12 protein-coding genes are annotated in these 12,713 nt (G+C 73.6%); 5 read left to right on the forward strand and 7 right to left on the reverse strand.

Annotated elements, in window-relative coordinates:
- Nucleotides 1-4: 4 nt before the first annotated feature.
- The 5 genes from AB0F88_RS13805 to AB0F88_RS13825 form a co-directional block, all read right to left on the reverse strand.
- Complete coding sequence (locus AB0F88_RS13805; RefSeq protein WP_362682065.1) at nucleotides 5-1,324, reverse strand: protein kinase; 1,320 nt, start codon at nucleotides 1,322-1,324, stop codon at nucleotides 5-7.
- A 122-nt stretch (nucleotides 1,325-1,446) separates the two neighbouring features.
- Complete coding sequence (locus AB0F88_RS13810) at nucleotides 1,447-1,689, reverse strand: hypothetical protein (protein ID WP_362682069.1); 243 nt, start codon at nucleotides 1,687-1,689, stop codon at nucleotides 1,447-1,449.
- A 104-nt stretch (nucleotides 1,690-1,793) separates the two neighbouring features.
- Complete coding sequence (locus AB0F88_RS13815) at nucleotides 1,794-2,231, reverse strand: cupin domain-containing protein (protein WP_362682072.1); 438 nt, start codon at nucleotides 2,229-2,231, stop codon at nucleotides 1,794-1,796.
- Between the two features lie 59 nt (nucleotides 2,232-2,290).
- The gene (locus AB0F88_RS13820) at nucleotides 2,291-3,049 is read right to left on the reverse strand and encodes an SDR family oxidoreductase (RefSeq protein WP_362682075.1); all 759 of its coding nucleotides are present in this window, start codon (nucleotides 3,047-3,049) and stop codon (nucleotides 2,291-2,293) included.
- A 302-nt stretch (nucleotides 3,050-3,351) separates the two neighbouring features.
- Nucleotides 3,352-6,900 (reverse strand): serine/threonine-protein kinase, encoded by a 3,549-nt coding sequence (locus tag AB0F88_RS13825; protein ID WP_362682078.1) that lies wholly within the window; start codon nucleotides 6,898-6,900, stop codon nucleotides 3,352-3,354.
- 74 nt (nucleotides 6,901-6,974) lie between these two features.
- On the opposite strand from AB0F88_RS13825, the gene sigJ reads away from it, so the two are divergent.
- The 4 genes from sigJ to AB0F88_RS13845 all read left to right on the forward strand — a co-directional run bounded on the left by sigJ (nucleotide 6,975) and on the right by AB0F88_RS13845 (nucleotide 9,808).
- Nucleotides 6,975-7,862, forward strand: a complete 888-nt coding sequence (gene sigJ, locus AB0F88_RS13830; protein WP_362682080.1) for an RNA polymerase sigma factor SigJ — start codon at nucleotides 6,975-6,977, stop codon at nucleotides 7,860-7,862.
- Entirely contained in the window at nucleotides 7,859-8,323 is a 465-nt protein-coding gene (locus tag AB0F88_RS13835; protein ID WP_362682083.1) for a carboxymuconolactone decarboxylase family protein, read from the forward strand. Before sigJ ends, AB0F88_RS13835 begins: the two co-directional genes overlap by 4 nt.
- A 338-nt stretch (nucleotides 8,324-8,661) precedes the next feature.
- Nucleotides 8,662-8,817, forward strand: a complete 156-nt coding sequence (locus AB0F88_RS13840; protein ID WP_362682086.1) for a hypothetical protein — start codon at nucleotides 8,662-8,664, stop codon at nucleotides 8,815-8,817.
- Nucleotides 8,818-9,088: 271 nt separating this feature from the next.
- On the forward strand, nucleotides 9,089-9,808 hold the full coding sequence (locus AB0F88_RS13845; RefSeq protein ID WP_362682089.1) for a pyridoxamine 5'-phosphate oxidase family protein: 720 nt from the start codon (nucleotides 9,089-9,091) through the stop codon (nucleotides 9,806-9,808).
- Nucleotides 9,809-9,961: 153 nt separating this feature from the next.
- Here the strand turns inward: AB0F88_RS13845 and AB0F88_RS13850 are convergent, their stop codons facing one another.
- Together AB0F88_RS13850 and AB0F88_RS13855 are read right to left on the reverse strand one after the other, a co-directional pair.
- A complete protein-coding gene (locus AB0F88_RS13850; protein WP_362682092.1) occupies nucleotides 9,962-10,732 on the reverse strand; it encodes an SDR family oxidoreductase in 771 nt (256 codons plus the stop codon).
- A gap of 4 nt (nucleotides 10,733-10,736) precedes the next feature.
- Nucleotides 10,737-11,600: an RNA polymerase sigma-70 factor gene (locus AB0F88_RS13855; protein ID WP_362682095.1), complete on the reverse strand. Its 864-nt coding sequence runs from the start codon at nucleotides 11,598-11,600 to the stop codon at nucleotides 10,737-10,739.
- Between the two features lie 187 nt (nucleotides 11,601-11,787).
- Here AB0F88_RS13855 and AB0F88_RS13860 point away from each other — a divergent pair, with 187 nt between their 5' ends.
- Nucleotides 11,788-12,603, forward strand: coding sequence for an SDR family oxidoreductase (locus AB0F88_RS13860; RefSeq protein ID WP_362682097.1), 816 nt, complete (start codon nucleotides 11,788-11,790; stop codon nucleotides 12,601-12,603).
- Nucleotides 12,604-12,713 lie beyond the last annotated feature (110 nt).

The raw sequence follows: 12,713 nt of genomic DNA on the forward strand, positions 1-12,713 counted from the left end.
CAGGTCAGACAATCCGGCCCGCCACGATCACCCCGGCGGCCAGCAGCGCCAGCACCACCAGCGCGACCGGCAGCGGGGGAATCAGCCGGGCGAGCCTCTCCCGGGCCACGAGGCGGGCGCGGTCGGCCTCGATCCACTCCCCCAGCCTCGGCCAGGCGTACGGGAGCGCCTGGTGGACCAGACTCGCCTCCTTCCCCCGGTGCGCGACCAGCCCCGCGAAGCCGCGCAGGACACGCTCGGATCCGGCGGGCACCCTGGCCTGGCGGGCGACCGGCTGCCCGTCGGGGGCGATGGCGACGAGCCTCAGGAACACCGCGGGCGCGCGCTCCCGGTCCGCCGGGCCGAGCGCGGCGTACGCGGACTCGGCAAGCGCCCCCAGCCCGGGGTCGTCGCAGGCCGTACGGATCCCGGCCGCCATCTCGGTCCCCGCCCGCAGCAGCGCGGCCGTCCCGGGATCGGTCCCCGCCCGCGGCAGCGCGGCCGTCCCGGGATCGGTTTCCGCCCGCGGCGCGGCCGTCCCGGGGTCCGGGGCGCTCCCGGAGACGCTCCCGGAGAGCAGGGCGATCAGCAGGTCGCGGGCGGCCGGCCTGCCGCGGGGGTCCTTGGCGAGCGCGGCGGCGGCCAGCGGCCGCAGGAACCGGGGCAGCGGGCCCAGGTCCGGGTCGAGCGAGAGGATCCGGTGCATCACCGCGCCCAGGCTGCCCGCCGCGAACGGGTCCTCGCCGGTGGCGGCGTACAGCACGATCCCGCCCCAGGCGAACACGTCGGAGGCCGGGCCCGCCGCGCCGCCGGTGAACACCTCGGGCGCCGTGTACGACGGCACCCGCGTCCTGAGCCCGGTGGCGGTCAGCGACGTCACCCGCCCGGGGGCCGTCCCGAATCCGATGACCCTGGGACCGTCCCCGCCGAGGATCACGTTGTCGGGCGTGAGGTCGCGGTGGACCACCCCGGCGTCGTGGAGGGCGGTCAGCGCGGTGGCGACCGCGGCCGCGAGGCCGCGCAGGTCGTCGCCGCCGAAGACCCGCCCGGCCCGGCGCAGGCTGGGGCCCTCCACGTACCGGCTGACGATGTACGGCCTGGGCCCGTCGAGGTCGGCGTCCAGCACGCCCGCCGTGCAGGAGGAGGCGACGCGGCGGGCGGCGGCGGCCTCGGCGGGCGCGTCACCTCCCGGGCGGCCGTGCAGGACCGTCACCGCGACCCGTTCCCCGCCCCGGCCGTACCCCTCGTAGACCACGCCCAGGGCGCCCGCCCCCAGCCGCCCGGCGAGACGGTAGCCGCCCAGCCGCCAGGGATCGCCCACGATCAACTCCCGCGCCACTCTCATGCGGTGTTTGATGCGATACGCGGAAAAAATGTTTCCCTTGACGAGGACGAACGCCGGATCGCACCGGGCTCTCGAGGAGAGCCCGGGGCTCCCGGTTCCGGTCGGCCCGCGCGCCCCTCTCCTCAGGTACGTCCGTCCGTGAGGCGACGGTCGGGACGGGAGTCGCCTTCCAGCGCCTCGACCGCGCCGAGGATCCCGCGCAGGCCGACCTCGTCGCGCTCGGCGTCGGCCGGATCGAACAGCCACTCGGTGACCGGCAGGTCGGAGGGCTCCTCCGGGTGGCTCGTCTCGGCCAGGATGAGTTCCTCCCCGACCTCCGCCTCGAACTCGTACAGGAAGTCGTCCTCGCCGGCAGGGGTGCTCATCTTTCCTCCATGGGTGTCTTGTGGGGATGTCCGCCCGGCCGGGCCTCTGGGATGTCCGCCCGGCCGGGCACCGCGGCGGCACCGTGGCAGGGGTCCGTCCGGGGTCAGGATCGCCGGGGGGCACGGCGGTCCGCGCGCCGGGCGAGCTCTTCCTCGTCCACCAGGGTGAGCATCGGCTTGCCGGGTTCGCACAGCATCGTGACGGTGAAACGGACCGGGACGTCGTCGCGGTTGTTGCCGTCCTGGTAGTGGATGACGTCGCCGCCCGGCTCCCAGAACACCTCTCCGGCCCGGACGACGCGCTCGGGCTCGCCCTCCAGCTCGAACAGCATCTCGCCTTCCAGCACGTAGCCGAACGCCGGACCGGAGTGCCGGTGCGGCGGTGTGCCGGGGTCGCCGGGCGGGTACGCGATGACCACGGTCATCGCGTGCGCCCCCTCCGGGATGAACGGCGGTTCCGCCTCCTGCAGCACGGTGAGCGCCGTCTGCCACACGGTCGATCGCGGCTCGCGCCCGGCGGGTGTCGAATCGTTGTCCGGCATGGGAAGTACCTCCGTGACGAATGGGTGATGGAGCCGGGCCGGTGCCCGGCGGGGACGCGCTACTTTCCGGTGGCGGTCCGGCCCGGCCAGTCCTCGTACCGGATCTCGCCGAGGATCGCGTCGTCGCCCTCCGGTACCAGGGATCCCTCGACCAGTTCGGCTCCGAAGTAGCGCGCGTGCGGATCCGCGACCACCTCGCGCGGATCGCCCCAGCCGGCCAGGGCGTCCAGGAAGAACCCGTCCATCCGGAACCTCTCGGGCCCGGCGACCTCGACCCTCCCGTTCACCGGCGGGCCCACCGCGACCCTGCCGACCGCCCGGGCGACGTCGTCGCCCGCGATGGGCTGGTAGGACACCGGTGCGATCCGGACCGTGCCGCCGTCGGTGGCCGCGTCGGCGATGCCGCGGGTGAACTCGAAGAACTGGGTGGCGTGCACGATGGAGTAGGGGATCGGGGAGTTCTCGATCAGTTTCTCCTGAGCGATCTTCGCCCGGAAGTAACCGCTCTGGGGCAGCCGCTCGGTTCCCACCACCGACAGCGCGACGTGGTGGCCGACGCCCGCCGCCTCCTCCGCGGCGAGCAGGTTCCGGGTGGAGGTCTCGAAGAACTCCAGGACCGCGGCGGCCTCGAAGGACGGGGAGTTCGACACGTCGATCACCACGTCCGCGCCGATCAGGACGTCGGCCAGCCCTTCGCCGGTGAGGGTGTTGACGCCGGTGTTGGGTGCCGCCGCCACCGCCTCGTGGCCGTGCTCGCCGAGCTTCGCCACGAGCTTCGACCCGATCAGGCCGGTACCGCCGATTACCACGATCTTCATGACAACCCTTCCTGTCCCCCGAAGGCGTCTCTCGCCACCCGGTCACCAGCTAAGACAGGACAGCCCCACGACCTGTGACGGCTCGGCCGAAAATCCCTCAGGTCATGGATTCCCCGTGCCGAGGTGGCACAGGGCAGGGTCTCCCCCAAGTAAGTCCAAAACCCGCATCGAGATGATCGTGAAGACGGTGGGCGTGCGGGTGGTGTCGACGAGCTCGGCCGCCACCGGCCCGGTCGCGGCGGGGGCCGGAGGTGCCGCTCCCGCCGGGAGGGCACCGTGGCGTCACCCCCGGGATGAGCCGCTCAAGCAGGGCAGACGTCGCGGTAGGGCAGGTCCTCCAGGTAGGTGCGCCATTCCGCGCGCGACAGGGTGCGGCCCGCGCGCTCGCAGACCGCCCGCGCCACCGCCTCCGGCTCGACCGGGTACTCGTTCAGGGTGCCCGCCCCGTCCACGGCGATCAGCCGGGCGCCGTCGGGGCTGAACGCCAGCGCCTGGAGATCGCCGGTCTGGGCGACGATCGGCTGGCCGAGGCGGCGTCCGGTCCCGACGTCCCAGATCCCCACCGATCGCCCGGTCACCGCCGCGGCGATGAGGTCGCCGCGGGGCGAGTACGCCAGGCCGGCCCCCGTTCCCTCCTCGCCCCGGATCATGCCGCCCACCCGCTTCCTGCCCCGGGTCTCGAACACCGAGACCCGCCCTTCCCGGTCGGCGACGGCGAAGCGGGCACCGTCCTGGTCGAAGGCGAGCGCGATCGCCGGGATGCCGAGGCTCGGCGCGCCGTAGGTCTCGCCGACCGGCTCGCCGGTGCCCGCGTCCAGCAGCCGGTGCTCGCCGCCCGCGACCGCGAGCGACCCGCCGTCGGGGGTGAAGACCAGCCCCTCGACCATCTCCTGGGGCCGCGACCAGCGGAGCCGGCCGCTGGGCACGTCCCAGAGGTGGATCTCCCCCTCGGGCTGCGTGTCGGCGTCGTAGTAAAGGGTGTAGGAGGCCACGGCGGTGCCGTCGGGGCTGATCGCCACGGCGGGCGTCTGGCCGCCGCGGGCGAGGGTGACGGAGGCGATCCGCTTGAAGGTGGCGGTGTCCCAGACGGTCAGCCGGGGGCCGTCCGAGCCTTCGTTGGCCACCAGCCGCCCGCCGTCGGCGCTGAAGGCCATCCGGAAGAGGTTGTCGGCGCCCCTGGGCCCGATGTCCAGCGAGCCCAGGCGGGCGCGCCGCCCGGCGTCGCGGATCACGATCTCGCTCGCCCCGTCCGCCCTGGAGGCGAGCAGCCGACCGCCGGGGCTGAGGGCCGCCCAGCGGGTCCCCGGGCCCTTCAGCGTGACGTGCCTGGTCAGCGCGGAGACGTCGAGGCTCGTCACCGCGTCCTCCGTGAGGTAGCGCAGGGTGCGCCCGTCCGGGTCGAAGGCCACGACGGGCTCGTACGCGTCGATCCTCTGGGTGAGCAGCAGCCTGCCGTCCTCGACCCGCCAGAGCCGCAGGGCCGTGTCGACCGCCGAGGCGAGAAAGCGCCCGTCTGGGCTGAAGACGAGGTCCTCGGTCATGCCCTCGTCGAAGGAGACCTCCAGCTTCGCCCCGGTGAACGCGTCGCGCAGCTCGATGGTCTTCCCCTTGCCGACGGCGATGGTCGCGCCGTCGGGACTGTAGGCGACTCTCGGCACGCAGAACTTGCAGCGGCTCCCCAGTGGGATCCTGCGCAGGCCGTCCAGGGTGAAGGCCGCCGCCTCGCCGTTGAGATCCCCGGTCGCGAGCCCGCGGCCGTCCTCCGGGATGTCGCTGCCGATGGCCCCTCCGAGCGGGGAGTGCCTCTGGCCGGTCACGATGTTCCAGACGGTGAACCCCTCCCCCTGGCTGACCATGAGCCAGTCGTCCGACCGCCCGAAGGACGCGGTGGTGTCGCCGCCCGCGCTCCGGCCCTGGACCTCCATGACGGCGCCGGTCGGCCTGCCGGTCCGCACGTCCCAGATCCTCAGCCTCAGGCCGCTGATCACGGCGAGCCTTCCGCCTCCCGGGCTCAGCGCGATCCCGCGCAGCTCGCCGCCGATCCCGGTGAAGCCGCCGGTGCGCCTGCCGGTCCGCACGTCCCAGACGCGCGCCTCGCCGTCGCTCGCGCTGACGAGGGTGCGCCCGTCGGCGCTCAGCGCCCTGAGGGTCTGTATCCCGGTGGCCGGGTCGTGGAAGGCGGCCGTCTCCCGCTGGGCCAGCGAACCGGCCAGGCTCGCCCTCGCCTCGACCACCGGCGCCAGCCGCCAGGCGGCCACGCTGAGCAGCATGGCCCTGACCGGTTCGGCGATCCGCAACGTGTCGGCCGTCGCGGCGAGCCTGGCGGCCGTCGCCTGGTCGCGCTGGGAGGCGATGACGGCGCTGCGCGCGTCGGCCACCCTGCTCTGCTGCACGGCGAACGCCCCCGCGGCCAGCGCGACGACCAGCAGCACGGCCAGCGTGCCGGAGAGCATCCGGCCCCTGCGGACACGGCGCCGGGCGAGGGCGGCGCCCGCCTCCAGGAAGTCGCGCTCGACCGGGCTGAGCGTGATGTTGCGGCGCCCGGTGGCCGCCCAGCGCATGGCGTTCTCCAGGCTGCCGCCCTGGAACAGGTCCCCGTCCCTGCGCCCCTGGAGCTGCCAGCGCCGCGCGGCGGTGAGGATGCCCCGGTGCACGGCCAGGCCGTCCCGGTTGGCCTGGACCCACGCGCGCAGCCTGGGCCAGGCCTGCGGCAGCGCGGGCCGCGACAGCCACACCTCCCGGTCGTCGTGGGTGAGCAGGTACGCGAAGACCTCCACCAGGCGCCGTGCCGCGGCGGCCTCGCCCTCCCGCCGCCCGTCGAGGAGCTCGGCCCACTGCGCCCGGCGGACGACCAGCTGGTCGTCGTCGGTCACGGTGACCAGCCGCAGGAAGATCTCCGGGGCCAGCTCCCGCTCGGCGGGGCCGAGCGCGACGTAGGCGTCCTCGGCGAGGGTGCCGAGCGTGGGGTCTGCCGAGGCCACCCTGACCTGGGTCCCGGCGTCGCTGCCGGCCGCGAGCAGCCCCGGGGTGTCGGAGGTGTTGAGGGCCCCGTCGCCGCTGACCAGGGCGAGCAGCAGGTCCCTGGCGGTGGGCCTGGACTCGGGGTCCTTGGCGAGCGAGGCGGCGACGAACGGCCGCAGGTGCTCGGGGAGCATGTCCAGCTGGGGCTGTACCGACAGCACGCGGTGCATGATCCCGCCCAGGCTCTCGGCACGGAACGGGTCGGCGCCCGTCGCGGCGAAGACCATGATCCCGCCCCAGGCGAAGACGTCGACGGCCGCGGTCGCGCGCCGGCCCATGAAGATCTCGGGGGCCATGTAGGTCGGGGTGCCCGCGACCATGCCTGTCGCGGTCAGCGACATGTCCTCCGTACGGGCGACCCCGAAGTCGATCACCCGTGGGCCGTCCGGGCCCAGCAGGACGTTGTCGGGTTTGAGGTCGCGGTGGATCACCCCGGCCTCGTGGACGGCGGTCAGCGCGGTGGCGATCGCGGTCGCGAGGCGATGCAGGTCGCCTCCGGTGAAGCGGCGCCCCTCCGCGACGGCCCGGCGCAGGCTGGGGCCCTCCACGTACTCGCTGACGATGTAGGGCCTGGGCCCGTCGAGGTCGGCGTCCAGCACGCCCGCCGTGCAGAACGAGGCCACCCGGCGCGCGGCGGCGGCCTCGCGGCCGAACCGGTCGCGCAGCTCGGGGTCGGTCCCGGCGTCACCGTGCAGGACCTTCACCGCGACGCGCGTGCCCTCGGCGTCGTACGCCTCGTAGACCACGCCCTGGCCGCCCGCGCCCAGCCGCCCGGCCAGCCAGTAGCCGCCCAGCCTCTGCGGATCACCGTCGATAAGTGCCGTACTCAACTCACACTCCGTTCACCGGTGGATGGGACGCCCCGGAGGACGGTGGGGTTCGGGCGATGTCACAGACTTGGAACATGTCTCGTCCTCCTTACGTGAACGGTGACGAAGCCCTCGCCGCTGAGTTCGAGGCCATCCGGCCACGCCTGGTCGGCGTGGCCTACGCCCTGCTCGGCAGCGTCGACGAGGCCGAGGACGTGGTCCAGGATGCCTGGTTGCGGCTGGGCAGGGCGGAGCGTTCGGAGATCGGGGACGTCACGGGCTGGCTGGTGGTCACAGTATCGAGACTCGCGCTGGACGTACTGCGTTCGGCGCGCGTACGGCGCGAGGAATACGTCGGGCCGTGGCTGCCGGAGCCTGTGGTGGGCGGGGGCGACCCCGCCGACCGGGTGACCCTGGACGAGTCGATGAGCCTGGCGATGCTGGTGGTGCTGGAGTCGCTCAGCCCCGCCGAGCGCACCTCCTTCGTCCTGCACGACGTGTTCGGGCTGCCGTTCGGGGAGGTGGCGCGCGCGGTCGGGCGCTCCGCCGCCGCGTGCCGGCAGCTCGCGGCCCGCGCCCGCGGGCACGTCGCGGCGCGGGCACCCCGTTTCGAGGTCGACGAGGCCGAGCACCGCAGGGTGGTCGAGGCGTTCGCGCGGATCATCCGGGGCGGGGACGGCGACATCGGCGCGCTGATGGCGCTGCTCGATCCGGACGTGGTGATGCGCAGCGACGGCGGCGGGGTGGTCGGCGCGGCCCGCAGGCCGGTCCGCGGCGCCGACCGGGTGGGCCGCTTCATACGCGGCGTCGCCGGGAAGTTCGGCGGCACCGGGAGGCTGACGGTGACCACGGTCAACGGCCGGGCCGGACTGCTGTGGGCGCGGAACGACGGGCTCTCCGTCTACGGGCTGACCGTCTCCGAGGGCCGCATCACCGAGATCGACATCGTGAGGAACCCCGAGAAACTGAGGAGTGTTCGATGAAAGAGCGGATGAACGTCAGCGAGCTCGCCCCTGAGGCCTACCGGGCCATGCTGCGGCTGGAGAAGTACCTGGCCGGCAGCGGGCTGCCGCACGCCACGAAGGAACTGGTCAAGCTGCGGGTCAGCCAGATCAACGGCTGCGGCTTCTGCGTCGACATGCACTCCCACGACGCGAAGGCGGCCGGGGAGAGCGACGAGCGGCTGTTCGCGGTGGCGGCCTGGCGGGAGACGCCCTTCTTCAGCGACGCCGAGCGGGCGGCCCTCGCCCTGGCCGAGGAGGCCACCCGGCTCAGCGACCGCGGCGAGACGGTGCCGGACGAGGTGTGGGACGAGGCCGCCAGGCACTACGAGCCGGAGGTGCTGGCCGCACTGGTCGTGACGATCTCGACGATCAACGCGTGGAACCGGATCGCCGTCACCACCCGCATGGTCGCGGGAACCCTGCGTAGCCAAAACGGTTGATCGGAAGGGGCGGGGCGGACTAGGTTTGGCTCGCACGGGCAACCGTGCGAGCCAGGCGCGCGAGCGTCCGGCGAACCGGTGTCATAGGACGCGGACCACGACGAGCCCGGAAAAGGGGAAGATCATGCGGCGACGCACCCAGATCATCCGGCGGCGGCGTCCGCGCCGTCCCGACCTCGCCTCGGGCCTGGACCTGCGCTCCCCCTCGGGGCGCCCGCTCCCCTACTGACCCGGTCCCCTGCCGACCTGGCCTTTACGGCAGTCTTATGCGGCGATCTGTAGATATTTCTTATAACGGAACCATCACGCCGGGGGGCTCAATGAAGAGACTTGTGGTCGTGCCACCATATGTCGCACGGCTCAAGATCAGGGACATTCGTTCCGCGACACGCCGCGGGGTGGCCGGTGACACCAAGGTCGTCGACCTCAGCGCCTACACGGGCCGCAACGTCCTCCGCTTTCCACGGACCAGCGGTCCCACATCCGCCGCCTGACCCCGTCCGGCCCTCCTCGCGAAAGACCCGCCACGGCGGGTCTTTCTCCGTTCGGACCGCCGTTCCGCCACCGTTCCGCCACCGTTCCGTCCGCGGGCTCGTCGCGGATCCGTTTCCCTGCGGTCCGCCCGACCTCCCTGCGATCTGCCTGGCTTCCCGGCGGTCCACCCGACTTCACGACGGTCCACCCGGCGTCCCGGCGGTCCGCCCGACGGGACGCACGAACCGCGGGACACCCGAACTCCGAGGTCACCTGATTGAATATCGCCTCATGAGCGAATTGTCCGCGACCGAACGCACCCGGCACCGGCGCCTGCGGGAGAAGGGCCGCACCGATCGCGCCGCCCTGTACGAGGTGCTGGGCGCCGGATTCGTCTGCCACCTGGGAGTGATCTCAGGTGGTGTGCCCATGGTGGTCCCCACGGTCTACGGCTTCGACGCCGACCACCTCTACGTGCACGGCTCGGTGGCCAGCAGGAGCCTGACCGGCCCGGACGAACCGGGGGGCGCGACGGCCGCCGGCCCGGACGAACCGGGGGGCGCGGCGGGCCCGGGTACGGGCACGGTCTGCGTGACGGTCACCCACGTGGACGGCCTCATCCTGGCCAGGTCGGTCTTCGAGCACGGCGTCAACTACCGCTCCGCCATGGTCTACGGCGTGCCCCGCTCCCTGGAGGGCGAGGAGAAGCTGGCCGCGCTGCGGATCCTGACCGAGCGTGCCGCCCCCGGCCAGTGGGACTACGCCAGGCGGCCCAGCCGCAAGGAGCTCGCCGCGACGACAATTCTGGCGATCTCCCTGGACGAGGCGTCGGTCAAAATGAGTTCCGGACCGCCCGAGGACGGCGAGGGGCCCGACGCGGAGCTGGGGCTCTGGGCGGGCCGGCTGCCTCTGGCCACCACCTGGCTCGCCCCGGTGCCCGACCCCCTGCTTCCGGCCGGGATCGCCCCTCCCGATCACATCGCCGCCCGGACGGGCACGCGGGCCACCTGATCCCCCTGCGGGCGGACCGGCCCCAGGGTCACCGGCCCCGGGATCACCGGCCCAGGAGGTCTCCCTCGTGAGAACCGGAGCCGGCACGGGCCGTGGCCCGGCGCGGCACCGCGCGCAACGGGTCGCGATCCCGCGCCGTGGGGACCACCCCGGTCACCGCCGCGCCCGTGTCCCGTACCCGCTCCGGCCCGGGGCCGTCGCCACGAAGTCCGCGAACGTCCCGCGCCCGTCGGGGTGGTCCGGCGCGAGGTGCGCGTCCCGCCGGAAGGCGGCGGCCACCCGGCCCGGCATGAGCAACGGCACGACGGGCTTGCGCCGGCCGGTGACGCGCAGATAGGTCCGCGCGAGCTCGGCGACGCTCACGATCTCGGGGCCGCCCATGTCGGGCACCCTCCCGGCGGGCGCGCCCAGCGCCAGCTCCACCAGCCGCTCCGCGACCTCCTCGATCTCCACCGGCTGGAGGCTCGTCCCGGCGGGAACGAGCAGGACCGGCGCCTTCGCCAGTGCCTCCAGCGCGAACAGGACCAGGTTGTGGAACTGCGTCGCGCGCAGGATGGTGTACGGCAGCCCCGAGTTCTCGACGATCCTCTCGGCCTCGTACTTGCGCCGGTAGTACGAGTACGGGTGCCGGTCGACGCCGACGATGGAGATGTAGACCAGGTGGGTGCCCGCGGGCGTCGCGGCGATCAGCCGCCGGGTGCCCTCGACGTCCGCCGAGGAGTCGCGCGGGTCGCTGGCGAGGTGGACGACCGTGCCGACCCCGTCGAGGGCGGCGCCGAGCCCCGCCCCCGTCCTCAGGTCCCCGATGTAGGGCTCACGCGTGCGGCTCAGCACGCGGGCGGGGTGACCGGCCGCGGCGAGCCGGTCCACGACGTGGCGGCCGAGAGTGCCCGTACCGCCGGTGACAAGGATGTTTTCCGTCATACCCCTAAGAACCGGTGAGCTCCTGCAGATGTGACAGCTTCTCCGGATTGAGCACGGCGCGCACCCCGACGATCATGCCGCCGGAGATCTCGATCACGAAGACCGTGATGATCTCTCCCTCGCGCCGGGCGAGGATCCCCTCCTGGCCGTTGATGTCGGCATGGCCGAACTCCACGTCCTGCCCGAACTTGGCGGCGGCCCCGGCGAGGTAGCGGACGACCCGCTCGCGGCCCGCGACCGGCCGCAGCGCGGCGTTCACCTTGCCCCCGCCGTCGGACCAGGTGACCACGTCGTCGGCGAGCAGCCGCTCCAGCCCGGCCAGGTCGCCGCTCGCGGCGGCCGTCAGGAACCGTTCCACGATCCTTCGCCGCTGCTCGCCGGGGGCGTCGAACCTCGGAGCCTCGCCGACCCTGCGCCGGGCCCTGCCGTACAGCTGGCGGCAGTTGGCCTCGGACAGGTCGAGCACGTCGGCGATCTGGCGGTACCCGTACGAGAAGGCCTCGCGCAACACGAACACGGCCCGCTCCGCCGGGGTGAGCCGCTCCAGCAGGAGCATGAAGGCCATGGACACCGCGTCGCGCCGCTCGGCGCTCTCCAGCGGGCCGAGCGCGCCGGTCGGCGCGGGCTCGGGGAGCCAGAAGCCGACGTAGCGCTCGCGGGTGGTGCGGGCGGCGGAGAGCCGGTTGAGGCAGAGGTTGGTGACGACCTTGGCCAGCCAGGCCCCCGGCGAGACGATGTTCTCGCGCTCGGCGCCGCTCCAGCGCAGGTAGGCGTCCTGGACGACGTCCTCTGCCTCGCCGGCCGACCCGAGCATCCGGTACGCCAGGCCGAACATCTTCGACCGCTCCGCCTCGAACTCCTCAATCACCCGACCAGGGTGCCAGACGGAGAGAGCGAGGCCGCCCTGACCCGCTGCTGGACCCGCCGTCCGGCCTCGGGGAGCCGGCCTGCGCCGGTGAACCGGGTGGGCCACGGCCGCTCGTCCGTCACGGAGGGGGCGGTGCGCTCGCGAAAGCCGATCGCGAGCGCATCGCCCCCTCCTGCAGGATCGGGCCATGACGATCGAGACGAACGACGGCCCCGGCCGGAAATCGCTGGCGGGGCGCGTCGCTGTGGTGACCGGGGTGAGCAGGCGGGCCGGGATCGGTTTCGCGATCGCCCGCGAGCTGCTCGCCGAGGGGGCGAGCGTGCTGGTGCACTCGTGGACGCCGCACGACGCCGGTCAGCCGTGGGGCGTCGACCCCGCCGGGATGGCGGGGGTCCTCGAGGAACTCGGCGGGGTGGGCGAGCGCCTGCGGCACGTGGAGGCCGACTTCGCCGACCCGGAGACGCCGGCGTCGGTGATCGAGCTGGCGGCGCGGTCCTTCGGGCACGTCGACGTGGTGGTGGCCAACCACGCCCGCAGCGCCCTGGGAACGCTCGACGAGATCACCGCGGACGAGCTCGACCTCTCCTGGGCGGTGAACGCCCGCGGGAGCGTGCTGCTGACACAGGCCTTCGCCGCCCGGCACGACGACCGGCGGCCCGGCGGGCGGGTGATCTTATTCACCTCGGGGCAGCATCTCGCCCCGATGAGCCAGGAGCTGCCGTACGCCATCAGCAAGGGCGCGATCCACCAGATGACGCTCAGCCTCGCCGACGCCCTCGCCGACCGGGGCATCACCGTGAACGCGGTCAACCCCGGACCGGTCGACACCGGCTGGGCCACCCCCGACATCACCCGCGAGGTGGGCCGCGCGCTGCCCGCGGGCCGGTGGGGGAAACCCGAGGACGTCGCCCGGCTGGTCCGCTGGCTCGCCTCCGACGACGGTGCCTGGATCACCGGCCAGGTGATCAATTCCGAGGGCGGGTTCCGGCGCTGGGCGATGTGACGCCCCGCCCGGCGGCGCCTCGTGAGCCCTGGTGAGCCCTCGTGTGAGCTCTGGTGAGCCCTCGTGAGGCCGCCCGGAGGTGAGCTGGTGAGCCCCGGTGAGGCCGCCCC

Source organism: Streptosporangium sp. NPDC023963, assembly GCF_040639135.1.
In the GTDB taxonomy this organism is placed as follows: domain Bacteria; phylum Actinomycetota; class Actinomycetes; order Streptosporangiales; family Streptosporangiaceae; genus Streptosporangium.